Origin of the sequence: Flavobacterium sp. (assembly GCF_036515215.1) — a bacterium.
Lineage (GTDB): Bacteria > Bacteroidota > Bacteroidia > Flavobacteriales > Flavobacteriaceae > Flavobacterium.
Map to the genome: position 1 here is coordinate 1 of NZ_DATBVQ010000094.1, position 24,872 is coordinate 24,872.

Consider the following 24,872-nt stretch of genomic DNA (forward strand, 5'->3'; position numbering starts at 1 on the left):
TCCAAGAGTTGGAAAAGAACTATGATACCCGAGTGATCATTTTGACCGGTAGCGGCGAAAAAGCATTCGTGGCCGGAGCTGATATTGCTGAATTTTCTGGGTTTTCGGTCGAAGAAGGTGTACAATTAGCAGCACAAGGACAGGACATCTTATTTAATTTTGTTGAAAACCTAAAGATACCAGTGATTGCTGCCGTAAACGGATTTGCACTTGGCGGTGGACTGGAATTGGCGATGGCCTGCCATTTTAGAATCGCCTCTGACAATGCCAAAATGGGCTTGCCAGAAGTGTCTTTAGGAGTTATTCCCGGTTATGGCGGAACACAACGTTTGCCGCAATTAATTGGAAAAGGACGCGCTATGGAGATGATAATGACCGCAGGAATGGTTGCTTCAGATGATGCCTACAGAATGGGGTTGGTGAATCATGTCGTTCCTCAAGAAGAACTGCTCGCTTACTGCAACGGAATTGCCCAAAAAATAATGAGAAACTCCCCATTGGCCATAAGTAGTGCCATAAAGTCAATCAACGCTAACTATAAAGATGGTGAAAATGGTTTTGAGACCGAAATAAAATCCTTTGGTAAATGTTTTGGTACCGAAGACTTCAAGGAGGGAACAACTGCCTTTTTGGAAAAAAGAAAAGCCGTCTTTACAGGAGAATAGAACATTTAATTTCTTACATAACTGCAGATTCCACGATTACAAAATCAAGGAATCTGCAGTTGTTTTTTTAAAAAAACCCAAAGATTATTCATCAGGTAAATTTTTTATTTATAAGTCGGCTATTTTGACTTACAAAACCTAATTTTGCAAACTCCTGCTAGGGAATAATTCAACCATTAAAAATTATGATTATGTCTTTTCAACCTGTATTCGTTCAATTTTGGGAAAGAGTGAAAGAAAGTATCAAAAAAGGCACTTACGCTAAATTGACCCTGGCCAAAACCATTGGTGATACTGAATTGAAAAACATCTACGTACGTCCCATTCTACTGGAGAACGATGTTTTTAGTCTTTCCCTTACAGCTCGTTACAAAACAGAAGAAATTGAGAGTTTCCACTCCTTGGACGAGGCCTTTTTAGTTCTGACTCCATATTTGAACAATCCTTTTTTGACAGCCTTGTTGTTTACGACAGAAAATGACATCACTTTCAAACTCAATAAAAAAAGGGTAGCAAGCATTATTGAGCAAGCTCCTACTTTTAAACATGCATCGGATGTCATCATTGAAATGAAAGAAAAGGGTATTATTTAAAATCCAATTGATTCTCGTTTGTAGAGACGCACTGCAGCGCGTCTCTACTACAAAAACGTTCTATTTTTCCCCGTCCCATTCCGCATAAAACTGACACAAGAAACCTTCCATATAGCGGTGTCTTTCCTTCGCAATCAGTTTTCCTGATTCGGTATTCATTTTATCTTTCAGCAGCAATAACTTCTCATAAAAATGATTCAGCGTGGGCGCCTCATTATTTTTATACTCTTCCTTGGTCATCTTAGTGTTTGGCGCGATTTTAGGGTCGTAGAGCGCTCTGTTCTTAAAACCCCCATAATTGAACGTCCTTGCGATTCCGATGGCTCCCAATGCATCTAAACGATCCGCGTCCTGGACAATATCCAATTCTAATGAGCTGAAAGTTCTTTCGACCTTGCCTCCCTTATAGGAAATATTTTCAATGATTTTTACCACATGGTCAATCGTTGCCTGCTCGACATTCTCCAACTCGAGAAATGTTCTGGCGGTTCTAGGCCCCACTGATTCGTCTCCACCATTAAATTTGCTGTCGGCAATATCATGGAGTAAAGCCCCTAATTTTACAATTGTTAAGTCACAAACCTCGTTTTGGGCAATCAGCATCGCATTTTTATAGACTCTTTCGATATGAAACCAGTCATGCCCGCCTTCGGCATCATCCAATTTATTTTTCACGAAAGTGATCGTCTTACTGATTATGTCTGTGTTGTTCATTTCCTATAATTTAAAAAAAATGTTGATTTTCGAAGATTTTAAACCCCAAAAACCAACACTTGATATTGTTTACTATTATTTTAATCCTTGAATGACTAAAGTCTTGCCGGCTCCACCCATTTAAAAATATGAGATTCTTGAGGAATCACCATTCTTTCAGATATTCTAGCCATTCTTCCCGGTAATTTCATAAGGTAATCTCTGGCTTTTTCCGCTTCGTCCGTCAAGCCGGTAATCTTATCAATTTGCCATTTGTCCATCAATTTTTGCATGATGTCTATATAGTCAGCTGCCGTGTAAACTCCGATTCGTTGCGCAGAATCAGAAAACTGTTCGAACGCGGTACTTATCTTTTGCCCCGATTCTCTCAAGAAATGAGCTGGCATAACGATTTTTTGCTTCATCATGTATTGAAAAGCAAGCATCATTTCGCTAGGGTCGACCTGAAAAATTCTGTTCACAAATTCACTGTAAGCATGATGATGGCGCATTTCGTCACCGGCAATCATCTTGCACATTTTAGACAATTTGTTGTCTCCGTATTTCTTGGCCATTTGAGCTACTCTATTGTGAGAAACGTAAGTGGCTAACTCCTGAAAACTGGTGTACACGAAATTTTTATATGGATCTCTTCCTGTACCGATATCAAATCCGTCATTGATGAGATGTTGTGTGGTCATTTCAATTTCACGCATGTTAACACGTCCGGACAAATACAAGTATTTATTCAATAAATCCCCATGACGATTTTCCTCCCCAGTCCATTGTCTGATCCATTTAGACCAGCCGTTTCTTTCCACGTTATCAACACCATCCACGTCCATTAACCATGATTCATAGGTAGGCAAGGCTTCTTCGGTGATCGTGTCACCCACTAGAGTCACCCAGAAATCATAAGGCAAATCTTTCGCAATTTCGCGCAATTCCTTAACCTCATCAAAAAAACTATCACTTTCTGAATTGGGTAAAAAATCGGTTGGTTGCCAAATTTTTTCAACTGGTATTAAAAACTGATCAACATAGTTATCAACGTCTTTTTCCAAAAACTGCATAACCTCTAATCGAATATTTTTTATTGACATTTTATATAAATTAAAATTTTATTCCTTTTACTACTTCACTTTCTGCCTTCTGGATCAACTCCTCAAAATCAAATTCGCTAACCGCTAATGGCTTATGTATTACAAAGGTAAGGCGATTTCCCAAACCTAGCGGAAAAAATCCATGTTTAACCATTTTCCAAGAATTGTTTATGCTTATTGGGACCACATAAGCTGACGGCGCATGCTTACATAATATCTTCAATCCGCTTTGTGCAAATGTCTTTGGCTTACCCGTTTTACTTCGAGTCCCTTCAGGGAAAATGACTGCCGAACGTTTATTTTTCTCGATGTATTCCGCCAATTTTTTAATCTCCGGAATGGCCTGTTTAGGATCTTTCCTGTCAATCAATGCTGATCCGCCGTGACGCAAATTAAAGGAAACGCTTGGGATTCCCTTTCCGAGTTCCTTTTTACTCACAAATTTACAATGAAACTTGCGCAAAAACCAAATCATTGCTATGATATCATACAGACTTTGATGATTGGACACGAATATTATGGGAACGTCTTTTGGTATGCTGTCTATATTTTCAAATTTGTAGGTTGTTCCTAAGAGATTCGTGCATTTCAACAAAAAAAAGTTAAGATAGTCAACGCTCACTTTATGAGCATTATACCCAAAAAATCTGAGACAAACCCACTGAATCGGATGGAAAACGACCAACGTAAGACCAAAACATAAATAATACACTACAGATATGGGATACGAAATCAGTTTTTCCATGCTTAAAAAATTAGTCACAAAAGTAAGGAATATATTTTTTAGGGCTAATTAAATCCCAAACAATAATAGGTTTGGCGTTTAATTGTACCTTTGCTCACTAAAATCTTTGCACTGCACATATAGAAATGAACTTCACTTATCCAAAAAACGAAAAACTGAAAAGTAAAATTACCATCGGATCGTTATTTACCGATGGAAAATCGGTGTCTAAATATCCGCTGCGATTGGTTTACCATTTCGGTTCGTTAAGTGACGGTCAAAAAATAAAAATGGGGGTTTCCGTTTCCAAGAAAAACTTCAAAAAAGCGGTGGACCGCAATTACTTTAAACGAATTCTTCGCGAAACATACAGGCTTAACAAACACATTCTTATTGACAATCTGGAGGAGCCTTGTGCCTTAATGCTGTTTTACCAAACTAAAGACCGTTTGTCTTACGACGAGATCAATACCAAAACAATCCAATTGTTCGAGAAATTCGTTGCTCAGAACCTGAAAAAAGACCAATCCGAGACTCCTACCATTTCGGAGACGGAATAGTTTCTCGCGCTAAAAGGGCTAAATTAAGATTAATGCCATAATGCTCTCATAATTGCTGATTTATTCCTAATTTAGTAGCCTATTATTTAAGAATAAAACACTATGATACCCTTTTTGAAAAAAAAATATATCATCCCCATTATTGCTTCGTTATTTCTGTTTGTAGGCGCCAGTTTCAAAAACGACTTTTTTGAAATTGCCAAACAAATAGAAATTTTCACCACCCTATTCAAGGAATTAAACACCAATTACGTCGACGAGACAAATCCCGGAGAATTAATGGACAAGGCCATTAGTGGCATGTTGGGCAGTCTGGATCCATATACCGTCTATTTTAACGAACAGGAAGTGGTGAATTACAAAATAAACAATACTGGGGAGTACACCGGTATAGGCGCCTTGATTACCCGAAAAGAAGACAAATTAATCATACGAGAAGTCTATAAGGCTTTCCCAGCGGATAAGGCTGGGCTTAAGGCCGGGGATGAAATTGTGCAAATTGGTGATGTTATTTTGGCCGACTTTAAAGATGATGCTTCCCAATTAATGAAAGGGGCAAAAAACACCAAAATAGAAGTTAGGTACATCCGTCAGAATAAAAAAAATACCGCCGAAATAGTCCTCAATGAAGTCGCAATAAAATCGGTTCCATTTTTCTCCAAAATAGATGACAAAACGGGCTATATCGTATTGTCACATTTCAACATGAAGGCATCCCTTGAAACCAAGCAGGCATTAGAGGAACTTAAACGACAAGGTGCCGAAAGAATTATTTTGGATTTAAGGGGAAACCCTGGAGGCTTACTCAATGAAGCCATAAATATCTGCAACCTTTTCGTACCAAAAAACGAGGTTATTGTAACCACGAAATCGAAAATTGAAAAACACAACAGTACCTATAAGACAAATTTTGAGCCTGTTGACACTGAAATTCCATTGGTTATCCTAATAGATGGCAAAAGTGCTTCGGCATCAGAAATAGTTTCGGGAGCCTTGCAAGATTTGGATAGAGCGGTCATTGTTGGCAGCAGAAGCTTCGGGAAAGGCTTGGTGCAAAAACCGATTGACATGTCTTACAATACGCAACTGAAAGTCACCATTTCCCGCTATTACACCCCCTCAGGAAGGTGCATACAAGCATTGGACTATGCCCACAAAGACAGGAACGGCGTTGCGGTCAGAACGGAAGAAAAAAACTACAATACTTTCAAAACTCGCAAAGGTAGAACCGTTTACGATGGTGGCGGCATATTGCCTGACTTACAGTTTGACGAGTCAAAATTAAGCCCCATAGCCTCCGCTTTGTTGAAAAATGACGGAATATTCAATTATGCAACCAATTATTATTTTAAAAATCCAAATTTGGGTAATCAAATCCCCAACTTCTCTACTGCCGATTATCAAAACTTCAAACAGTTTTTGAAAACCCAGAATATCTCTTTCGACACCGAAACGGAATTGGCACTAAAAAACACTTTGGCTGTGGCCAAAAAAGAAAAAATAGAAGCCACAATTATCACAGAATACCAACAATTACTTTCTGCCTTACAAAAAAGCGAGGAAACGTTATTGGATACAAATCAAGAAGAAATCAAAAATTTAATTGTTGATGAAATCATCAAACGATACCAATATCAAGAAGGCTTGTACCAATATTATGTAAAAAACAATTCGGAGATTAAAAAATCGATCACTCTTTTAAATAATACCACGGAATACAAAAACATATTGAAGATTTAATCCAATGCTAAACTATTTTAAGTTAATCGCCTTAATATCATTCGGGTGTCTTTCTGCCCAAAGCAAAAAAGTTGAAACGGTTTATTTCGACTTTGACAAATACACTTTGGAAGCTCAGCAGGAACAAATAATTCTTGACTTTATAATTCAGGCGGACACTTCCAAAATTGAATCTGTGCAGATTTATGGCTATTGCGACGATAGGGGAAATTATGATTACAATTACAAACTTTCCGAAGACAGGGTCAAAACCGTTCGAAACATCCTAACTTCTCACGGATTCAATAAAAACAAGATAGTGATTATTGAGGGCAAAGGACGTGTAATACTGACCGATGACCATCTAGATAATTTAGCAGAAATACGCTCAAAAAACAGACGGGTGGATTTGCTTATCGTTAAAAAAAATAGTTTTAGAAATGGAATTTACAATTCCATTCAGGAGAAACACGTTGTGGGTGATCGCATTTATTTTGAAAATATCCTATTCCCATTAGGAAGCAGTGAACTAAGCTTTAACTCAAAAGAAGAGTTGGATAAAATTGCCTTACTGCTTCAAAAGAATAAAAACATTGAATTTGAAATTAGAGGTCATGTTTGCTGTACCCCGAGCAATTTTAATGACGCTATCGATAATGCAACAAAAGAACGAAAACTGTCTTTTAATCGCGCCAAAACAGTGTTCTGGTACCTAATTTCCCAAAACGTAAATAGTCTGAGAATGACCTATAAAGGATGCGGAAATAAATTCCCCTTAGAGAAAGGGGATGAGTTTGATAGAAGAGTTGAGTTTCTGATCACTAAAATTTAGTTAGCCCCGTACCATATCGATATGTGGGATATCGTCCTCTAAATACATTTCGCTGATTTGTACAAAACCATGGCTTTCATAAAATTTTTTCAAGTATAACTGCGCGCCAATGGTAATTTTGCTCTCGTTATAATGGAGTTTAATTCCCGCAATGGCTTCTTGCATTAAATCGTGTCCCCATTTTCTGTCCCGATAATTCGCATCCACTACGACACGCCCTATTGAAGCGTTATCGAAACTTATACCTGCTTTAAAAAGTCGCGCATGGGCAACGATGCTGCCTTCAAACTCACCGTAAAGGTGCAATGCGACCTTGTCTTTACCGTCCAGATCAAGATAAACGCAATTTTGCTCCACTACAAAAATCTCGCTTCGCAGTTTGAGCAAATCATACAGTTCGTTAACCGATAATGCCTCAAAAGGCTTTATTTTCCATTGTATTGCCATGGATTACTATTTTTTAATTTAAATATCGTGTGTTATTTTTTCCCAACTGCAACCGACTTTACAATGGCTTCCAATTCAAGCATCATATCCCTTTTTTCTTTTGATGGTGAATAGCAGAATCCCTCTAAAACAAGGACTCTGTCATTTATTTCATCGATAATGGCATAATTGATGAAAGGCCCCGACATGAAATCATTCTTTAGTTCCCAAGTTCCTTTCATTTCATAGGCAACTTTTTCATCCAGTTTAATCTTGAAAAAATAAGGAGAATATGCCTCTTCGGTGATCATATCCGTGTCGGGTTCTTTTCCATGAATATAAAGCCTGCCGATGGAATCTCGCATTTTTATAATGTTTGAAACCAGATTGTCTTTGTTTTTAATCGACTCAATCGGAACCTGATAAATCAACAAACTCGTGTTCCCGCTTACTATTTCTTTTTTTAGCCAAATGAAATTATCTCCCTGAACCATGTATTCGTAACTCGAGGGGATATCTACGGATATATGAAATTTATTGTTGACTGTTTTAGGGTCGAGTAGCGATTTTTTATTTAGCCTTTGGATCTCATCAATCTCTGTTTGACGAATTATTTTAATTATCTCGGAAGTATTATTTTGTATAATGGTTAATATGGCGTCCGCGGTCTTTCCCGTAATATGAAATACGTTTTGGGGAGCCGCATATTGGTCTTTCTTTATGACAAATTTGTTTTTACCTCCTTTTTTGACCACAATGATATTTCTGCTGTCAGTCATGAATCCTTCCATAAGTTTAACCGGATATTGATTTATGGTAAAAAGCGGTTCCTCCTGAGGCAAGCCAATAACTGGGGCAGCAAACTTATTTCGAATGCTGTCTCCAATTTCTCCATTCCACAATTGATCATCAATTATGACAGAGATACTATTGATTTTCCCCGTTGTTTTCCGCGGAAGATCATCGTTTTTCTTAGCACAAGAAAAGAAATAAAAAGAAATAAAAAGAAATAAAAAATGGGCTTTATTCATTATAATTTAATTATAAAATAAAACCCAAATTTATAGAAGTTTATTGTATTATCCGTCTATTTTTAGCTTCATTCCAGGTTTACCATCTTCCCTGCGAAAATCATTCCATTTTTTAGGTCTGAAAAATTCTAAACAGATAAATTATTCCACTGTATTAGATTTGCTAAAAAAATTTCAAATAGGAGAGGTAATTAGTCAAGAATTGCGGCTATACCTGGCAATACTTTACCTTCAAGCATTTCAAGCATTGCACCACCACCGGTAGATACGTAACTCATTTTATCTTCTAGTCCAAATTGTTTTACTGCCGCAACCGAATCGCCGCCTCCCACAAGTGAGAATGCGCCATTTTTAGTAGAAGCCGCTATATAATTACCAAGAGCGATAGTTCCATTTGCGAAATTTTCCATTTCGAACACACCTAAAGGACCGTTCCAAAGGATCGTTTTAGACTCCATAATCACTTTTTCGAAGTTGGCCAGTGATTTTGGTCCGGCATCAAGACCTTGCCATCCGTCTGGAATTTCATTTACATCAACAATTTTAGTGTTTGCCGTATTTGAAAAATTATCTGCCGCAACAACATCTACGGGAATATGAATCTGAACTCCTTTTTCTTTGGCCAATCTCAAGATTTCCAAAGCCAATTCTTGTTTGTCATCCTCACAAATGGACTCACCAATTTTACCCCCTAAAGCTTTCACGAAAGTAAAGGTCATCCCTCCACCAATAATCATGTGGTCCACTTTGTCAAGAATGTTTTCGATAACCGTGATTTTCGAAGATACTTTCGATCCGCCAAGGACAGCCGTTACTGGTTTTTCGCTATTTTTTAATACTTTATTTAAACTTTCAATTTCTTTGGCCAATAATAAGCCGAAACACTTTTCTGTTGGGAAAAATTGCGCAATGATTGTAGTTGAAGCGTGCGCTCTATGTGCCGTTCCAAAAGCGTCATTCACATAAATATCGCCCAGTGAAGCCAATTCCTTTGCGAAAGCGACATCTCCCGCTTCCTCTTCCTTTTGAAACCTCAAATTTTCCAACAACAAAACTTCTCCCGCTTTCAAATTTGCGGCAGCATTTTTAGCTTCCTCACCGATACAATCTACGGCAAACTTCACCGGTACTCCAAGCACTTCAGAAGTTGTTTTCAAAATATGTTTCAATGAGTATTTCTCTTCAACTCCTTTTGGTCTTCCTAAATGTGACATCAAAATTACGCTTCCCCCTTGGGCAAGAATTGCGTCTATAGTCGGTTTTGCCGCTTCAATACGCGTAGCGTCCGTCACATTGAAATTTTCGTCCAAGGGAACGTTAAAATCAACACGTATTATTGCTTTTTTATTTTTAAAGTCAAAGTCTTTTAAAGTCTTCATCGGGTCTGTTTTTAGATTGTTTTTTTGAAAGAAAAACAAATATAGAACTTTTAGATTATTAATAAATTCGGATAAATCAAAAAAAACTGCTTTTAATCAACGAAATCGTTGTAATTCGACATATAATTTAATTTATTATTATTTATGTCGAATTATTTTCAAAAAAGACGGTGTAATCCCCTTTTAAAATCAAAAAGAAATTTTATGTCAATTTGCAGCTGCATTTAAGCAAAGTTTGCCGTTGAAAATTTTAGACTGAACCATTTTCTTATATCTTTGCTTCATGCAATTTTCTAAAATTTTAGGGCAAGAACACATTAAAAATCATCTGACAAAAAGTGCAGAATTGGGCAGAATCCCTCATGCACAATTATTTGTTGGCCCCGAAGGAAGCGGTACTTTAGCTATGGCGATTGCCTATTCACAGTACATTTTGTGCGGCAATCAGAACGGCGAAAACTCGGGTCCTAATGAGGCCTGCAACCTAAAATTCCAGAAAACATCACATCCCGATTTACACTTTGCCTACCCAACGGTAACGACTGAAGAAGTGAAGAAGAACCCAAAAAGCATTGACTTCATTGTTGATTGGAGAAAATTTGTTTCTCAAAACCCTTACGGGGGCTTGTTTGACTGGTATGCCATTTTGGGCGTTCAGAACAAGCAGGGCGAGATAAGAGTCGATGATGCGCAGGAAATTTTAAAATCATTGTCTTTAAAATCATACGAAGGCGGTTACAAAATAATGATTGTCTGGATGGCCGATAAATTAAATATTGCCGCTTCCAATAAGTTACTAAAACTGCTGGAGGAGCCGCCAGAAAAAACGGTTTTTATCTTGATTTCCGAAAATGAAGAAGATATTATTCAAACCATTCGTTCCCGCTGTCAGATATTGCATTTCAATGGACTAAGCGAACCCATCATAGCGGAGGCTTTGGTTTCGCGTGAACAAGTTGACCCAAAATTAGCGGCAAAAATAGCGCACCAGGCGCAGGGTAATTACAATATTGCCTTACATTTACTTCACGATGACAATGACGAGTTTCCTTTTGAGCAATGGTTTGTAACCTGGGTTCGAGCCGCTTTCAAGGCCAAAGGAAATGCAGCCGCCATTCAAGATTTAATACTATGGAGCGAAAAAATTGCAAGCCTTGGAAGAGAAACGCAAAAGAAATTTCTGGAATTTTGCATCGAAATGTTCCGTCAGGCTTTATTGATTAATTATGAAACCAAAAGTTTGGTTTACTTTGAACCCAAAGTGGACAAATTCAAACTGGAGAATTTTGCGCCATTCGTTAATGGCAATAATATTCATGACATTTTCAAGGAACTCTCGGATGCCATGTATCACGTGGAACGCAACGGAAACGCAAAAATCATTTTAACCGATTTGTCCATAAAATTAACGCGCTTAATCCATAAAAAATAACCATATGAACAACGTTGCATCCATTTTAATTTTAGTCTTTTTAGCGATCACATTTCTACAGTCTGGCTACGACAAGCTGTTTTACTGGAAAGACAATGTCGAGTGGCTAAAAGGCCATTTTGCCAAAACGCCTTTGAAAAACCTTGTGCCGTTGGCCTTGTTGCACATTTTGGTTCTGGAACTAATTTCAGGTATTTTGTGCATCGTAGGCTGTATAGAATTGCTGATTAACAATGGTAGATTGTTTGGTTTTTATGGGGCGGTTTTTTCATGTATCACCTTACTGATGTTGCTTTTTGGACAAAGACTGGCTAAAGATTACGATGGGGCAAGAACCATCGTTATTTATTTTATGCCTGCAGTAATGGCCGTTTATTGGCTAAATTAAAAAGACAGAATTAAAACTAACAGTAATTACATTGACTAACAAAATGACACCAAAACATCCTTCCGAATCCCTAACAACATTGACCGATTTAGTTTTACCAAGTGAAACAAATCCTTTGAATAATCTTTTTGGGGGCGAACTACTGGCCCGTATGGATCGTGCCGCGAGCATTGCCGCGAGAAGACATTCCAGAAGAATTGTGGTTACGGCATCCGTGAATCACGTGGCCTTCAATAGAGCCATTCCTTTGGGAAGCGTAGTCACTGTGGAAGCCAAAGTTTCCAGAGCTTTCAAGAGTTCAATGGAAATCTTTATAGACATTTGGGTAGAAGACAGAGAGTCCGGTAATAAGACCAAAGCCAATGAGGCTATATATACATTTGTGGCGGTTGATGATACCGGTAGACCGGTTGAAGTGCCTCAAATAATCCCAGAAACCGAACTGGAAAAACAACGTTTTGACGCTGCGTTAAGACGCAAACAACTCAGTCTGCTTTTAGCGGGAAAAATTAAGCCCTCAGACGCCACGGAATTGAAGGCTCTGTTCATGTAATAAGCACAATTCACTTTTTGTTTATTGTTGTGGTTTAAAAATTCTCAAAAGAGAAAATTTACATTAAAAAAAGAAGTATTTTTACGAAACATAGATTCAATATACAATTGATTTTTTGGGGATAAAATGTCCATACTGCCAGTTGTTTACGGTTATAAAATAATATAAATGAAAGAAAAGGTAAAAGAGAAGATGAGTACAGAGAAAGAAGCCAAATTAAAAGCATTACAACTGACCCTTGACAAACTGGACAAAACCTACGGGAAAGGAACAGTGATGAAAATGGGAGATAAAGCCATTGTAGAAGTGGAAACCATTTCTTCGGGCTCTTTAGGAATCGATTTAGCCCTTGGGGTTAATGGGTATCCAAGAGGGAGAATCATAGAGATATACGGCCCGGAATCGTCCGGAAAGACCACTTTGACGCTTCATGCCATTGCTGAAGCTCAAAAAGCGGGCGGAATTGCCGCTTTTATAGATGCAGAACATGCGTTCGACAGAAATTATGCGGAGAAATTAGGTGTCGATATCGAAAACCTAATCATTTCTCAGCCGGACAATGGGGAGCAAGCATTAGAAATTGCTGAAAACTTGATTCGTTCCGGAGCGATTGACATTGTCGTTATTGACTCGGTTGCTGCACTGACTCCAAAAAGTGAGATTGAAGGCGAAATGGGAGATTCTAAAATGGGTCTTCATGCGCGTTTAATGTCGCAAGCCTTAAGAAAACTAACGGGAACAATCAGCAAAACAAATTGTACCGTATTCTTCATCAACCAATTAAGAGAGAAAATCGGGGTAATGTTCGGAAACCCAGAGACTACAACCGGTGGAAATGCGCTGAAGTTTTACGCTTCGGTACGTTTAGACATACGTCGTTCCACTCAAATTAAAGATGGAGACAGCGTACTTGGAAACAGAACCAAAGTAAAAGTGGTGAAAAACAAGGTAGCGCCGCCTTTCAAAATTGCCGAATTCGACATCATGTATGGAGAAGGTATTTCAAAAACAGGAGAGATTTTGGATTTAGCCGTTGAGTTTGAAATCATCAAAAAGGCAGGATCGTGGTTCAGTTACGGTGAGACCAAATTAGGGCAAGGCCGTGATGCGGTTAAGTCTTTGATAAAGGACAATCCGGAACTAGCGGATGAACTTGAAGTTAAAATTAAAACTAGAATTAAAGAACTAGCAGAAGCATAATACTAAAAAAAAGAGTTGGCTTAGGCCAACTCTTTTTTTATATAACCATTTTATTTAAGTGCCTACTTTTTTTCACTGTCCTTTTTTTCATAATCCAACAATTGAGAATAAACGACCTCTCTTACCTCCTCGCGAATTGCTTTCCTGTCTGATCCTGTTTTAGTAGAAGTCTCCACTTGCTGATGAATTTTGACTCTCATAACTCCTGGACTGCCGCTGAAAAAGGTATAAGAAAACCTTTTTTTGTTGTCGCCAAACGTAATGGGAACAATCGGAATTTGATGGTCAAGGGCCAGACGAAATGCTCCATCTTTAAATGTATCCAGTACAATAGATTCGTCATCGGGAACTCCGCCTTCAGGGAAAATACAAACACTCAAACCTCTGTTGATTCTTTTTTGTGCCTGATTGAACACTTCCATTCGGCTTTTAGAACAACCCCGATCGACCAAAATGCAGGTCCTTTTATAGAAAAAACCAAACAAAGGAATCTTGCCCAACTCTTGCTTACCTACAAAAACGAACGGGTTTTGGACCACCGCTAACATCAACATGATATCGGCCATCGAAGTGTGATTAGCGACAATCATATAGCTTTTATCGGATTCTAAAACTTGAGCCCTGTCTATTTTATAGTGAAAACCCATCCCGAAGAGAATGCATTTAGCCCAAATTCTGGCCATTTTAAAGAAATAAGGATATCCTTTTTCGGAAAGAATGGAGGCGACCAAAAAAGGAAACATAACCAATATAGGGATTGCCATAAGAACATAAAACCAAACGCGCCACAAAGTCCAAAAAACAATTTTTATTCCTCTCATGAGTTCAAAAATAGGGAATCCTATGCTACTTTTATTAAAAACAATTAAATTTGGGAAATAATTACTAGTATAAAAACATAAAACCGTACGAGCTTTGCGAAAATCTTTGCGAACTTTGCGGTTCAGAAAAAAATCATAATGGCGAAAATACTTACCGGTGTCCAAAGCACAGGAACACCACACTTGGGGAACTTGCTTGGGGCGATAATTCCTGCGATCGAATTATCTAACGATCCTAAAAACGAATCTTTCCTTTTTATTGCCGACTTGCATTCGATTACACAGATAAAAAATGGAGAACTTTTAAGAACCAATACATATAGTACCGCTGCCGCTTGGCTAGCCTGCGGTTTGGATGTAAACAAGGTTGTTTTTTATAGACAATCTGACGTGCCGCAAACGGCGGAATTGTCTTGGTATTTGAGCTGTTTTTTCCCTTTCCAACGACTGACCCTTGCCCATTCATTCAAAGACAAAGCGGACAGACTTGAAGATGTAAATGCCGGATTGTTTTCCTACCCGATGCTAATGGCCGCCGATATTTTACTTTACGACGCACAATTGGTTCCGGTAGGCAAAGACCAACTGCAACATCTGGAAATCACGCGTGATGTGGCCTCAAGATTCAACCACCAAATGGGTGAAACTTTCGTCATACCAGAAGCAAAGATTCAGAAAGACAGCAAGTTGATTCCGGGAACAAACGGTGGAAAAATGAGTAAATCTGCTAATAATATCATCAATATATTCCTGGACGACAAAGCATTGCGCAAGCAAATAATGGGAATCGAGACTGACAGCACTCCTCTCGAAGATCCTAAAAATCCGGAGACCTGTAATGCATTTGCCCTCTATAAATTATTGGCCAATGACCAACAATTAGTAGTTATGACTTCCAATTATTTGGGCGGAAATTACGGTTACGGTCACGCTAAACAAGCCTTGTTTGAATTGATAACCGAAACATTCAAGACCGAAAGAGAAAAATACAATTATTACATGAATAACCTTCCCGAAGTGGATGCCCTGCTTAAAATAGGTGCAGAGAAAGCGTCTATTGTTGCTAATGGGGTATTATCCAGAGTGAGGGAAAAATTAGGCTTTGAAACCGTTTAATTTCATAATCAAAATTATCAAACCCTTTTCCAGTCAATATGGAAAGGGGTTTTCTTTTAAATAGCCTCAAACATTTTCCCCGGCAATGGCCGTACCACACCTTTCAATTCCATATTCAAGAGCATTCCCGAGATTTTATAAATGGGAAAATCACAACGCAAAGCGATGATATCCATTAGTTCCTTACCAGTTTTTAGAAGATAATCATATACTTTTTGTTCATCGTCCTCTAGAGTCACAAACAACTGTTTCTGGACGGGTTTCGTTTCCTTCTGGATGTCCCAATTCAGGATGTAAACTAAGTCGGCGGCGCTGGTGAGCACATTAGCTTTTTGGGTTTTTATCAGGTTGTTGCAGCCTTGGCTGTATTTGTCGGTAACGCGACCCGGAACGGCAAAAACATCGCGGTTGTAATCATTGGCCATGTTTGCCGTAATAAGGGAACCACCACGATCAGCCGATTCGATTACTATGGTTGCTTCAGACATTCCCGCCACGATTCGGTTTCTTCTTACGAAGTTTTCCTTGTCGGGATTCGAAGAACTCCAGAACTCGGTCATGAAACCGCCGTTCTCTTCCATTTTGCCGACATATCTTTTATGCATTTTAGGATAAATCTGGTTCAGCCCGTGCGCAAGCACACCGATAGTCTGCAGATTGTATTCCATGGCCAATTGATGCGCCACGATATCTACTCCATACGCAAAACCGCTAACGATTATGGGGTCCAGCGGTGCGATATCTTCAATCAGCTTTCTGCAAAACTCCGTTCCGTACGACGTGATTTGGCGCGTGCCCACAATGGTGATTATTTTTCGGTTTTTTAAATCGATATTCCCTGAGGTGAACAATAAAAGCGGTCCGTCAATGCAGTGCTTCAAGCGGTCCGGGTATTTTTCTTCCTGAAAATAAACTGCATTAATATCATTGGATTTGATGAACTCCAACTCGAGATTGGCTTTTTCGAAAACGGATTTGTCTTTCAGGCTTTTCATCAACATCGAACCTACCCCGTCAATTGCAGCCAACTGTGATGTTTTGGTTTTAAAAACGGCTTCGGCTGAACCGCAATGCGTCAGCAGTTTCTTGGCCATGATGTCGCCAACGCCGTCGATCCTTTTCAAGGACAATAGATAAAATAAATCCTGTTCAGTCATCCTAAATAATTGTTTCTGAAATGTATAAAATTATTATGTCAATTGTTAATAAAAATTGTGAATAAATCTTTGATAACTTATTTGCTTGTATAACTTTGTATACATGAACATCCAACCATACATCGCTCAGCTATTATATCGTTATCAATGTGTTACCGTTCCAGGTTTCGGCGCATTTTTGACAGAAATCCAATCGGCTCAATGGGTTGAAAGCGCAAATTCGTTTTTTCCTCCAAAAAAACTGATTTCTTTCAATGCCAATTTGAAAAACAACGATGGGCTCTTAGCCAATCATATTGCACAATCCGAAAAGACATCCTATGATTATGCTGTAAGTGCAATTCAATATGAAGTTTTAAGCTGGAGAAAAGCACTTGAGGCAAACGGGATGTTTAGCATTAAGAACATTGGTGATATTTGCCTGAATGCCGATGGTAATTTGGTTTTCACTCCAATTGATCAGACCAATTACTTGTCGAGTTCATTTGGTTTAACTTCATTTGTCTCTCCTGTCGTTAAAAGAGAAATCTTCGAACAAAAAATGGAAGCGCTTGCAGAGAGTAAAGTGATCTCTTTAGATACAGAAGAAAGAACAGGAAATTCTTATTTAAGATATGCCGCAATTTTCATATTGGGACTTGGTTTAACCGGAAGCGTTGGTTACTCTGTTTACCAAAACCAAATTGCCTCAGAAACTGTTCTTGTTGAAACTGCCGTTCAGAAACAGGTACAAAACAAAATTCAGGAAGCAACCTTCTTCATAAAAAACCCATTGCCGGCGGTTACCCTTTCAGTAAAAGAAAGCAAAATGTCCTATCACGTGGTGGCGGGAGCATTTAGAGAAGAGAAAAACGCACAAAAAATATTTGAACGCCTATCCAAATTAGGATACAAGGCCAAACGAATTGCCCCTAACAAATACGGATTGTTTCCTGTATTGTACGGCAGCTACGCCACTTTTACGGAAGCGGACAAGGCAAAAAAAGAAATTCAAGAAAAGGACAATCCAGAAGCTTGGCTTTTGATTGAATCGTTATAAGATAACAACCATTTTGGTTTAGAATGCCCCCAAAAAGCGAATAGCTGTTTGGGGGTGTTTTTTTAGAAGCTATTTCTAGCTATACGCTGTGTCTCCCTTGGCTTTCGATAGCTACCGAGGACGCAACAGTAACAAAACCTTTTTTTGAATCGGTTTTAGTCCACCTACTGCTCGATAAGCTGCTAAACACGCATTAGGTTGTTTTAGGGCAAAATAACTGTTCCCTGGGCTTGAAATGGGCTGCTACACTATTCAAACCATCACTTTCTGTTTTCGGAAGATATATTGGATCGACTTTCGTCCATTTTTAAATAAATAAGCAAACTAAGTGCCAAGGCCGCGCATATAGAAAAACCAACAAATAGTGGCAATGCTGTATCTGAAATAAATCGGCCAATGTAGATACTGATAGGCACAGCCATAATGGTAGAAATAAAACCGGTAACCGCCGCCGCAATCCCCGCAATATGTCCAACAGGTTGCATAGCCATGGCGCGCACATTTCCGAAAAGGAAACCAATACTAAAAAATTGTAGCGCAAAAAAGAGCAACAAAACACGAACATCTGGGTTAGGCGTGTTATAAAACATGGCAACGTAGGTCGCAGAAACCACAAAGAAAGAAAAAAGGGCTACGGTAATTAATCTTTCCATTCCGTATTTTAATACCAGTACGCCATTTAGAAAAACAGCTGCACCTATTGCTATTGCCAGTCCCGCAAAAATGTATGGAAACTCTTCCTTTAGATCATATTGATTCTGAAATATTTGTTGTGAACTACTCAGGTACACCATAAAAGATCCAGTAATAAAGCCTGAAATAACGGTGAAACCAATGGTTTTTTTAAATTTCAGCAATTCTTTAAACTCCCCGACAAATCCTTTTGAGGAAAAAATTTTCTTGTTGTCAATAGATAAAGTCTCCGGTTGTCGTTTCCAAAACCAGAACGAAACCAGTATGCTAATCGCTACCTGAATGTAGAAAATCCCATGCCAGTTGTAGTAATCAAGCACAAATTTGCCCAAGGCTGGAGCAACCACAGGAACGAGGATAAAGACAACCGTGACAAATGACATGATGCGGGCCATATAGTCCCCGCTATACATATCACGAATTATTGCAATACTTATGGTTCTGGGAGCCGAAAGGCCTATCCCTTGTAGGATTCTCCCCAAAACCATCATCTCTAAACTCATGGCATTTACACAGATAAAGCTGGCGAAAATAAATAAGCCAAAGCCCATGTATACCATCGGCTTTCTCCCTAAACTATCTGAAAGCGGACCCCAAACTAACGGACCAAACCCAAGTCCAAGAAAGATCATTGTGATGAGCAGTTGGTTATCAACGACATTTATAGTACCAATCGTTATACCGATAATTTCTAGTGCCGGCAATAAAGCATCGATCGCTAATGCCACCACAGACATTAGTGAAGCCATAAGCGCGACAAACTCAAATTGGGAGGTCCTAATATTTCTTTGCATCTGGCAAAAATAAGATTTTGAATTGGTTTCAGCGTTGTCTTCTTGGAATCCAAGAATCTTAAATCATGCCGTTTCAGATACAGCCTAACCTACAAACTAATTCAAACTTGCCTTGAACATTCTCAGTTCGTCCCAAGTATATTTTTCGCCAAATTGCTCTTTCATAGCCGTCAGTGATTCTTCTTTGTAATGCTTGAAGGCTTCTGCCAATTGCTTGATTTTGTCTTGCGGCAATATGTCCTGAACGCTCACTTTTTTGGATTGGATCAGCTTCACCAGATGGCTTTCGATGGTTTGAGTGGTCAACTTTCTGATGGTCGCAATATCCTGGATAGAATTCTTGTCCAACCATAGTTCATAGGTTATCTCCACAGTCGATTTTTTGGGCGCTTTACTATCCGTTTTTTTCTTTGCAGTATACCGTTCCAGGTCTTTTTCGTCTTCAATCAGGGTGACATGCACTTTCTTGAACTGATTTTGGATCGCCTCGGTTTTTCTTGTTAGGTATTTTTTTATTTCATCAGAAGTCAATTTTTCTTTCGAAATAGGTTCTCCGGCCACAACGGTCTCAATCAGCAATTTGGCTTTCATCAATCGCAAAACGGCTTTGGTCTGCAATTCTTCCAATACGATCAGTTCGTCATAAAATGCCTTCACTTTCTTGATGCGCTTCACCTCCTCGAGTTTCCATAGGATTTCAAAAACCAAATCGTCCATTGGCTTCAAGAAATAGCTGAAAGCAGCTTCAATCCTTTCGGATACATGTATCAAATCGACCGTTTCAGAGTTGAATATTTTATTGAGCTGATGAATGAATTTTTTGGAAGGATCCATTAGCGAATCAATAGCGGTCAACTGTTTGGAAGCCCAAACGGAATGTTTCGATTTTTCGGAGCTTTCTGATTTTTCAGAATAACTGAATTTGTGGTTGCGCCATTCCTGTGCCAAATCAGCCCAATCAAAGCTGTTAATCAGGTAATTATGGATGAAATTTTTGGTTTCGAAATGCAGCGAATTCTTCAACAGTTCCTCTGAGGCCTTATTCAGCGAATAATCCATCACGTCCTGGTCGTTAGAAATGCCGTTCATGCGCAACGGAGAGAGCAATACAAGCCCTTCTAACGATCGCAAACGCGATAAAGCCACATATGCCTGTCCTGGCATAAAAACCTGCGAAACGTCGATTGCTGCTTTGTCAAAAGTAAGTCCCTGGCTTTTATGGACCGTAATTGCCCAAGCCAGCTTGATCGGATAATGTACAAAAGTCCCCAAAATTTCTTCCTCAATTTCCTTTGTCGCCTGATCGATCTTGTAACGGATGTTTTGCCATTCGTATTTCTCCACTTCGATAGTCTTGTCTTCCTCGGGAAAATGGACAAGGATTTCCTGGCTCGACAGCGACTTGATGATTCCCATCTTCCCGTTGAAATAATTCTTATCAACTGATGGGTCGTTTTTCATAAACATGACCTGCGCCCCTATCTTAAGTTTTAATTGCTCTTCTATTGGAAATATTTTTTCGGGAAAATCGCCTACAATATCCGGTTTATAAGTAATCAATTCTCCCTTCAAATCATGTAAAGCCTGCGAGTTCATTGTATCCGCTTTGGCATTATGTGTAGTCAGGGTTATATATCCTTTATTCGCCTTTAAATCAAAATCCGGTTTGACATATTTGTTCAACACCTGGATGTCTTCCGTAGAGATTTGATTGTTCCGTAAATTATTCAAAACAGAAATAAAGGTGGAATCCGACTGGCGGAATATCTTGGACAGTTCAATATACAAAGGCGGGTTCTGTTGAACAACATGCGAATGAAAAAAGAATTTACCCTTGTAATACGCACGCAGCGTTCGCCATTCTTCATCCCGAATCACCGGAGGCAACTGTAATAAATCTCCTATAAACAAAACTTGCACTCCGCCGAAAGGCGTTGCCTTCTTTCTTACCGTCTGCATCATGTAATCCATGGCATCCAACAAATCGGCGCGAAGCATACTCACTTCATCAATGATGAGCAATTCCATGTTTCGAATAACTGATTTCTTAAGGCCACCCATTTTAAAATGTCTGCGCAAGGTATCCTTTGATTCGAATTTTACCGTTTCCGTGAATTGGGATTCGACATTAAACGAAGGGATAAAACCGCCAAAAGGCAATTGAAACATGGAATGAATCGTCACGCCGCCAGCGTTTAACGCGGCAATTCCAGTGGGAGCCACCACAACGGTATTCTTATGGGTTGTCGCTATGATTTCGCGCAACAGCGTGGTCTTTCCAGTACCGGCTTTCCCTGTCAGGAAAATAGACCGTTGTGTTTGATTGATAAATTGTAACGTATACTCTGCGGCTTCGGATATGGCTTGCATTGGGCAAATAAATTAAAGAGAAATAGCGTGTGAATGACTCTATATCTAACCTAAATTTGGGTTGAATTAAAGTTCCGTAAAAGTACCTTTTTTATGGTTCCCAAAACGGTAACGGGTCAAAATATAAAAGACGAAAAATAACAATGCCTTCACTCTAAAAGCAGAATGAAGGCATTGTTATGATTATAAAAAATGGGGAAGATTTATTTTTTCTCTTCCGCTTTTTCTTCTACTTTATCTTCTGTTTTCGCAGAAGCTTTGTATTTGTCGTTTAAAGCTTTCACGATATCTTTTGTGATGTCATATTTTTCTTCAGCATATAAAACTGAAGCAGCATCTCCTGTACCATAGATATAAGAGTATCCTTTTTCTTTTCCGTAGGCTTTGATGAATTTTTTTACACCGCTTACTAAAGTATCCATTTCAGTTCCGCTATCTTGTTGCAATTGTTGCGCCAAAGCTTGTTGGGCATAACTCAATTGTTGCTCTCTTTTTTGCAATTCAGCTCCTCTTTTCTGAGCCCACTCTTGACCGTTTGCCTGTGCTTGAGATTGAAAGTTAGCAGCGTCTTGCTTGAAACGTTTTATTTCTGCTTCCAGTTGTCTTCCTTTTTCTTCAGACTGCGCTTTATATTTTGCTTCTAGATCTTTGGCCTCTGTATATTCTTTCATTAATACCGAAGTATCTACGTAAGCTGTTTTTACTTCTTTAACTTCTGCAGTTTTGTTACAGGCAACAACTGAAATAGAAATTGCGATAATTAATAATACTTTTTTCATTTTGGTTTATTTGTAATTTAAAGTGTTTAGAACAAAAATAGAAAAAAATAGATAGTATCCTCAAAAAGTTTGAAATTTACCATTTATTTATACTATTAGGTTTTGCTATTGAAAAAGCACAAGTCATAATTTGAATTTATAAAAATTGACTTCCTTAGCGCTTAAATGGGCTTATTTCTGCAAAACGGACACGTAATCCGCATTCAAAGCGAAAAACAACCTTTAAAAGTGCCTTAAAATCGTTTTTACTTGTTTTTTAGCACGTAAATATGTGATGAATATTCAAAATTGCGTTTTGCTTTCCAGTTTGAACGTAAACCAATAAAAAATGCCTTTACAAAATTCATTTTCCCAGATTTGTACTTTTCAGAAAGCAAGCTCACATAAAAGGAATCAAATTTCATAGGAAGCACTTTTTCCAACTGCATGCCTTCTTTTTCAAAAAGGGCTTGTATGGCATTTTTGGAAAAATGCCAAAAATGAATCGGCACATCGTAGGCCGCCCAAAAAGCACCATAATATTTTGCGTCGAAAGATTTAAAATTTGGAACCGCCACAATCAACGAACCGTTTGGTTTTAATAATCGTTTCAACTCCTTTATCTGATTATCCAAATTTGGTACATGTTCTAAAACATGCCACATGGTAATTACATCAAAAGAATGATTTTCTAATTCGGCTGTATCTTCAACAAATGAGACTTCTTTTTTTAAGGCTATCGCTTTTGCTTTTTCGCTTGGCTCCACTCCTATTGTCTGCCAACCATTTTGCTTTGCAACAGATAAAAAATCTCCTGTTCCAGCACCAATGTCCAAAATCCATCCTTTGTTCGGTTGAAGCGAATTGATCAGGTTCAATTTGTTTTTTAACGCTATGCTTTTTACAAAGTGGTACGCTTTTTCAAACAAGGATCTTTTACTGTCAGTATGCGAAATGTAATCTACACTTTCGTAATACTTACCTAGGTTCTCCAAACTGGGTTGAGGATAGGTTACCAACATATCCAATGTTTCGTCATGGTACAAATCAAATGTTTCTTTAGAAACGGAATGGTCTTTTACGGTAAGAAAATGTTTTTTATTTGAAATGTCCATTTGATTAAATTATGTGCTATTTATGTTTTTAAAACCAAACCCCAAAAGTATGTAAAATACGTTCAGGGTTATAATTTATTTATTTTTAAAACTATTCAATAATAACAAGGCTTTCGAGCGTAGTTTCACGTGGAACAATAAAATATATCGTGATTGATCTTTTTACAATTAACAAGAATACGATAAACTGTTTCGCTGAACACCACCTTACCTTCCCATGTAAATCAACAACACTGAAACATCGCTCGGAGAAACTCCGCTTATCCTTGACGCTTGGGAAATGGTTATCGGTCTAATTTTGCTCAACTTTTGTTTTGCCTCAATAGACATTGATTTGATTTTATGGTAATCAAAATCCTCTGGGATTTTCACGTCTTCCAGTCGCGTCAACTTATCTGCATTGTTACGTTCCTTCTCGATATAACCTGAATACTTAACTTGGATTTCCGCTTGCTCCAAAATTTCCTGGTCCACATCATTCTCTTCGATATACATTTTCACTTTTTCGAATTTCATCACATCCTCCAAATCAATTTGCGGACGAGAGAAGACCTTGAACAATTTATCCCCTTGAGAAATCAGTGCTGTTTCTTTCGATTCTAATATTGGATTAGCCTCTGCAACCGACACGCTCGTTTCTCTAAAAAAGGAAACCATTTTTTCAGACTCCTTCAATTTATGCTCCATGCGGCGTAAACGTTTCTCCGAAGCCAAGCCTATTTCATGACCCATTGGCGTCAACCTAAAGTCGGCATTATCCTGACGCAATAGCGTTCTGTATTCTGCACGAGAAGTGAACATTCTATATGGCTCTTCTGTTCCTTTGGTAATTAAGTCATCAATTAAAACTCCGATATAAGCTTCGTCTCTTTTAAGAATCAAAGGCGCTTTTTCGTGCACTTTTAAATGCGCGTTGATTCCTGCCATCAATCCCTGGGAAGCCGCCTCTTCGTATCCTGTTGTTCCGTTTATTTGACCGGCAAAATATAATCCTTCAACTAACTTTGTTTCTAAAGTATGTTTCAATTGCGTTGGCGGAAAGTAATCATACTCGATGGCGTAACCCGCGCGAAGAAACTTCACGTTTTCAAATCCGGCAACGGATTTCATCGCTTTATACTGTATGTCTGCAGGAAGAGAAGTCGAAAAACCATTCACATAAACCTCACAGGTCTTCCAACCTTCCGGCTCTATGAACAGCTGATGCCTTTCCTTATCCGCAAACCGATTTATCTTGTCTTCAATCGACGGGCAATATCTTGGCCCCATGCTTTTGATACGACCATTGAACATCGGGGAACGGTCGAAACCTTCTCTCAAAATGTCATGCACATCCAACGACGTATAAGTCATATGACAAGATCTCTGGTGAATCAAAGGTATTGTCAAATCAGAATAAGAAAATTTATCCGGTTTGGCATCACCCTTCTCCTCGTTCATTTTGGAGAAATCCAAAGAACGTCCATCCACCCTGGGAGGCGTTCCGGTTTTCATCCTGCCCGATTCAAAACCGGCATTAACTAAATCTTCGGTGATTCCGTAAGCGGCACTTTCTCCCGCTCTACCACCACCGAATTGTTTTTCCCCGATATGGATCAAACCATTCAGGAAAGTACCGTTAGTCAACACGACAGACTTGGCCTTGATTTCGATTCCGAGCGAGGTACGAATTCCCTTGACTTTTCCGCCTTCGATAATTAACCCTTGCACC

Annotated in this window: 24 protein-coding genes; 11 read left to right on the top strand and 13 right to left on the bottom strand. The window is 38.7% G+C overall.

What is annotated here, in order from left to right; translation table 11 throughout:
• A partial coding sequence (locus VIH09_RS06635; protein WP_331579143.1) for an enoyl-CoA hydratase/isomerase family protein occupies window positions 1–665 on the top strand: 665 nt, incomplete at its 5' end.
• Window positions 666–856: 191 nt separating this feature from the next.
• The gene (locus VIH09_RS06640; protein WP_331579145.1) at window positions 857–1,258 is read left to right on the top strand and encodes a hypothetical protein; all 402 of its coding nucleotides are present in this window, start codon (window positions 857–859) and stop codon (window positions 1,256–1,258) included.
• Between the two features lie 60 nt (window positions 1,259–1,318).
• Here VIH09_RS06640 and VIH09_RS06645 read toward each other — a convergent pair whose 3' ends face one another.
• The 3 genes from VIH09_RS06645 to VIH09_RS06655 all read right to left on the bottom strand — a co-directional run bounded on the left by VIH09_RS06645 (window position 1,319) and on the right by VIH09_RS06655 (window position 3,799).
• On the bottom strand, window positions 1,319–1,972 hold the full coding sequence (locus tag VIH09_RS06645) for an HD domain-containing protein (protein ID WP_331579147.1): 654 nt from the start codon (window positions 1,970–1,972) through the stop codon (window positions 1,319–1,321).
• Window positions 1,973–2,067: 95 nt separating this feature from the next.
• The gene (locus tag VIH09_RS06650; protein ID WP_331579149.1) at window positions 2,068–3,054 is read right to left on the bottom strand and encodes an acyl-ACP desaturase; all 987 of its coding nucleotides are present in this window, start codon (window positions 3,052–3,054) and stop codon (window positions 2,068–2,070) included.
• Window positions 3,055–3,064: 10 nt separating this feature from the next.
• Window positions 3,065–3,799: a lysophospholipid acyltransferase family protein gene (locus VIH09_RS06655; protein ID WP_331579151.1), complete on the bottom strand. Its 735-nt coding sequence runs from the start codon at window positions 3,797–3,799 to the stop codon at window positions 3,065–3,067.
• A gap of 125 nt (window positions 3,800–3,924) precedes the next feature.
• On the opposite strand from VIH09_RS06655, the gene VIH09_RS06660 reads away from it, so the two are divergent.
• From VIH09_RS06660 to VIH09_RS06670, 3 genes are all read left to right on the top strand, one after another.
• Window positions 3,925–4,338, top strand: a complete 414-nt coding sequence (locus VIH09_RS06660; protein WP_331579153.1) for a ribonuclease P protein component — start codon at window positions 3,925–3,927, stop codon at window positions 4,336–4,338.
• 102 nt (window positions 4,339–4,440) lie between these two features.
• The gene (locus tag VIH09_RS06665) at window positions 4,441–6,078 is read left to right on the top strand and encodes a S41 family peptidase (RefSeq protein ID WP_331579155.1); all 1,638 of its coding nucleotides are present in this window, start codon (window positions 4,441–4,443) and stop codon (window positions 6,076–6,078) included.
• A 4-nt stretch (window positions 6,079–6,082) separates the two neighbouring features.
• Window positions 6,083–6,889, top strand: coding sequence for an OmpA family protein (locus VIH09_RS06670; protein WP_331579157.1), 807 nt, complete (start codon window positions 6,083–6,085; stop codon window positions 6,887–6,889).
• Here VIH09_RS06670 and VIH09_RS06675 read toward each other — a convergent pair whose 3' ends face one another.
• The 3 genes from VIH09_RS06675 to VIH09_RS06685 form a co-directional block, all read right to left on the bottom strand.
• A complete protein-coding gene (locus tag VIH09_RS06675; protein WP_331579159.1) occupies window positions 6,890–7,336 on the bottom strand; it encodes a GNAT family N-acetyltransferase in 447 nt (148 codons plus the stop codon).
• Between the two features lie 32 nt (window positions 7,337–7,368).
• Window positions 7,369–8,346 carry a DUF4837 family protein gene (locus VIH09_RS06680; RefSeq protein WP_331579161.1) on the bottom strand — a complete coding sequence of 326 codons (978 nt, stop codon included), beginning with the start codon at window positions 8,344–8,346 and terminating at the stop codon, window positions 7,369–7,371.
• Window positions 8,347–8,537: 191 nt separating this feature from the next.
• Window positions 8,538–9,725 carry a phosphoglycerate kinase gene (locus tag VIH09_RS06685; protein WP_331579163.1) on the bottom strand — a complete coding sequence of 396 codons (1,188 nt, stop codon included), beginning with the start codon at window positions 9,723–9,725 and terminating at the stop codon, window positions 8,538–8,540.
• Between the two features lie 283 nt (window positions 9,726–10,008).
• Between VIH09_RS06685 and VIH09_RS06690 the strand changes: the two genes are divergently transcribed.
• The 4 genes from VIH09_RS06690 to recA all read left to right on the top strand — a co-directional run bounded on the left by VIH09_RS06690 (window position 10,009) and on the right by recA (window position 13,298).
• Window positions 10,009–11,157 (top strand): DNA polymerase III subunit delta', encoded by a 1,149-nt coding sequence (locus VIH09_RS06690; RefSeq protein WP_331579165.1) that lies wholly within the window; start codon window positions 10,009–10,011, stop codon window positions 11,155–11,157.
• 4 nt (window positions 11,158–11,161) lie between these two features.
• Complete coding sequence (locus VIH09_RS06695) at window positions 11,162–11,545, top strand: DoxX family membrane protein (RefSeq protein ID WP_331579167.1); 384 nt, start codon at window positions 11,162–11,164, stop codon at window positions 11,543–11,545.
• A gap of 43 nt (window positions 11,546–11,588) precedes the next feature.
• The gene (locus VIH09_RS06700; protein ID WP_331579169.1) at window positions 11,589–12,098 is read left to right on the top strand and encodes an acyl-CoA thioesterase; all 510 of its coding nucleotides are present in this window, start codon (window positions 11,589–11,591) and stop codon (window positions 12,096–12,098) included.
• Between the two features lie 192 nt (window positions 12,099–12,290).
• Entirely contained in the window at window positions 12,291–13,298 is a 1,008-nt protein-coding gene (gene recA / locus VIH09_RS06705; RefSeq protein ID WP_331579190.1) for a recombinase RecA, read from the top strand.
• Between the two features lie 62 nt (window positions 13,299–13,360).
• Here the strand turns inward: recA and VIH09_RS06710 are convergent, their stop codons facing one another.
• Window positions 13,361–14,119: a lysophospholipid acyltransferase family protein gene (locus tag VIH09_RS06710; RefSeq protein WP_331579171.1), complete on the bottom strand. Its 759-nt coding sequence runs from the start codon at window positions 14,117–14,119 to the stop codon at window positions 13,361–13,363.
• Between the two features lie 138 nt (window positions 14,120–14,257).
• On the opposite strand from VIH09_RS06710, the gene trpS reads away from it, so the two are divergent.
• Window positions 14,258–15,235 (top strand): tryptophan--tRNA ligase, encoded by a 978-nt coding sequence (gene trpS / locus VIH09_RS06715; RefSeq protein ID WP_331579173.1) that lies wholly within the window; start codon window positions 14,258–14,260, stop codon window positions 15,233–15,235.
• 56 nt (window positions 15,236–15,291) lie between these two features.
• Here trpS and dprA read toward each other — a convergent pair whose 3' ends face one another.
• Window positions 15,292–16,392 carry a DNA-processing protein DprA gene (gene dprA, locus VIH09_RS06720; RefSeq protein ID WP_331579175.1) on the bottom strand — a complete coding sequence of 367 codons (1,101 nt, stop codon included), beginning with the start codon at window positions 16,390–16,392 and terminating at the stop codon, window positions 15,292–15,294.
• Between the two features lie 103 nt (window positions 16,393–16,495).
• Here dprA and VIH09_RS06725 point away from each other — a divergent pair, with 103 nt between their 5' ends.
• Window positions 16,496–17,431, top strand: a complete 936-nt coding sequence (locus VIH09_RS06725; RefSeq protein WP_331579177.1) for an SPOR domain-containing protein — start codon at window positions 16,496–16,498, stop codon at window positions 17,429–17,431.
• 260 nt (window positions 17,432–17,691) lie between these two features.
• On the opposite strand, the gene VIH09_RS06730 is transcribed toward VIH09_RS06725, so the two are convergent.
• The 5 genes from VIH09_RS06730 to mnmG form a co-directional block, all read right to left on the bottom strand.
• Complete coding sequence (locus VIH09_RS06730) at window positions 17,692–18,918, bottom strand: multidrug effflux MFS transporter (RefSeq protein WP_331579179.1); 1,227 nt, start codon at window positions 18,916–18,918, stop codon at window positions 17,692–17,694.
• A 96-nt stretch (window positions 18,919–19,014) separates the two neighbouring features.
• On the bottom strand, window positions 19,015–21,288 hold the full coding sequence (locus VIH09_RS06735; RefSeq protein ID WP_331579181.1) for a helix-turn-helix domain-containing protein: 2,274 nt from the start codon (window positions 21,286–21,288) through the stop codon (window positions 19,015–19,017).
• Between the two features lie 203 nt (window positions 21,289–21,491).
• Window positions 21,492–22,067, bottom strand: a complete 576-nt coding sequence (locus tag VIH09_RS06740; protein ID WP_331579183.1) for an OmpH family outer membrane protein — start codon at window positions 22,065–22,067, stop codon at window positions 21,492–21,494.
• Between the two features lie 245 nt (window positions 22,068–22,312).
• Complete coding sequence (locus VIH09_RS06745) at window positions 22,313–23,161, bottom strand: class I SAM-dependent methyltransferase (protein ID WP_331579185.1); 849 nt, start codon at window positions 23,159–23,161, stop codon at window positions 22,313–22,315.
• A 207-nt stretch (window positions 23,162–23,368) separates the two neighbouring features.
• A partial coding sequence (gene mnmG / locus VIH09_RS06750; RefSeq protein ID WP_331579187.1) for a tRNA uridine-5-carboxymethylaminomethyl(34) synthesis enzyme MnmG occupies window positions 23,369–24,872 on the bottom strand: 1,504 nt, incomplete at its 5' end.